Source organism: Ligilactobacillus equi DSM 15833 = JCM 10991 (assembly GCF_001435735.1).
Classification (GTDB): Bacteria; Bacillota; Bacilli; order Lactobacillales; family Lactobacillaceae; genus Ligilactobacillus; species Ligilactobacillus equi.
The window spans coordinates 267-1246 of sequence record NZ_AZFH01000134.1; the positions used below are offsets into that span (position 1 = coordinate 267).

Here is a 980-nt window from a genome sequence, read left to right on the forward strand (position 1 = left end):
GGAACCAAATGGTGACAACACGAATCCTGGGTCTGACAACGGTGTAACAGAAGAACCAAATGGTGACAACACGAACCCTGGATCTGGCAACGGTGCAACGGAAGAACCAAATGGTGACAACACGAACCCTGGATCTGACAACGGTGCAACAGAAGAACCAAGTGTCGATAACACGAATACCGGGTCTGACAACGGTGCAACGGAAGAACCAAGTGGTGACAACACGAACCCTGGATCTGGCAACGGTGCAACGGAAGAACCAAATGATGATAACACGAACCCTGGATCTGGCAACGGTGCAACGGAAGAACCAAATGTCGATAACACGAACCCTGGATCTGACAACGGCGCAACAGAAGAACCAAGTGTCGATAACACGAATACCGGGTCTGACAACGGTGCAATCACAGAACCAAATGGTGACAACACCAATACTGGGGTTAAAGATACAACTGTAAATAATACCGACTTTGATAACAATTTAAGTGACGAAGCCGTAGACACTGACGCAACAAATGTCGATTTCAATGCTGATTCAACCCAAGAAACTATGGATGCTAAGTCTAAACTTGCTAACCTAAACATAACTGCCAATGCTACTAGCGCTAGTCAAATGGCAAAAGCTAAGAAAGACCAAGCAGCTTCTGTTACTGAGGTAACAGAAGAGAAGACTTTACCACAAACTGGTGAAGAAAATGGTCAACAAGCAGGTCTCTTGGGTGCCGCCCTTGTTGGAATGGGAATGCTTTTGGGCTTTGGTGCCAAAAAGAAAAAAGAACAAGACTAGTTAACAAAACTGAATAGTCTACTTAAGTAGTGGATAATCCAACCTAAGATAGTTGGATGTTCACTACTTTTTTGTTTCTTATAAAATCCTCATTTATTTTTAGAAAAATATTAAAGGTTTTATGTGGTATGATAAAGGTAAGCACACCATAACAAGACGTAAAAAGAAGCGATGGAAGAAATCCAATTGGTTA

The 980-nt window shown here is 42.6% G+C and carries 1 protein-coding gene; it reads left to right on the top strand.

Translation table 11 applies throughout. The features are described 5' to 3' along the window. A partial coding sequence (locus FC36_RS12200; protein ID WP_162257664.1) for an LPXTG cell wall anchor domain-containing protein occupies positions 1-787 on the top strand: 787 nt, incomplete at its 5' end. Positions 788-980: the final 193 nt, after the last annotated feature.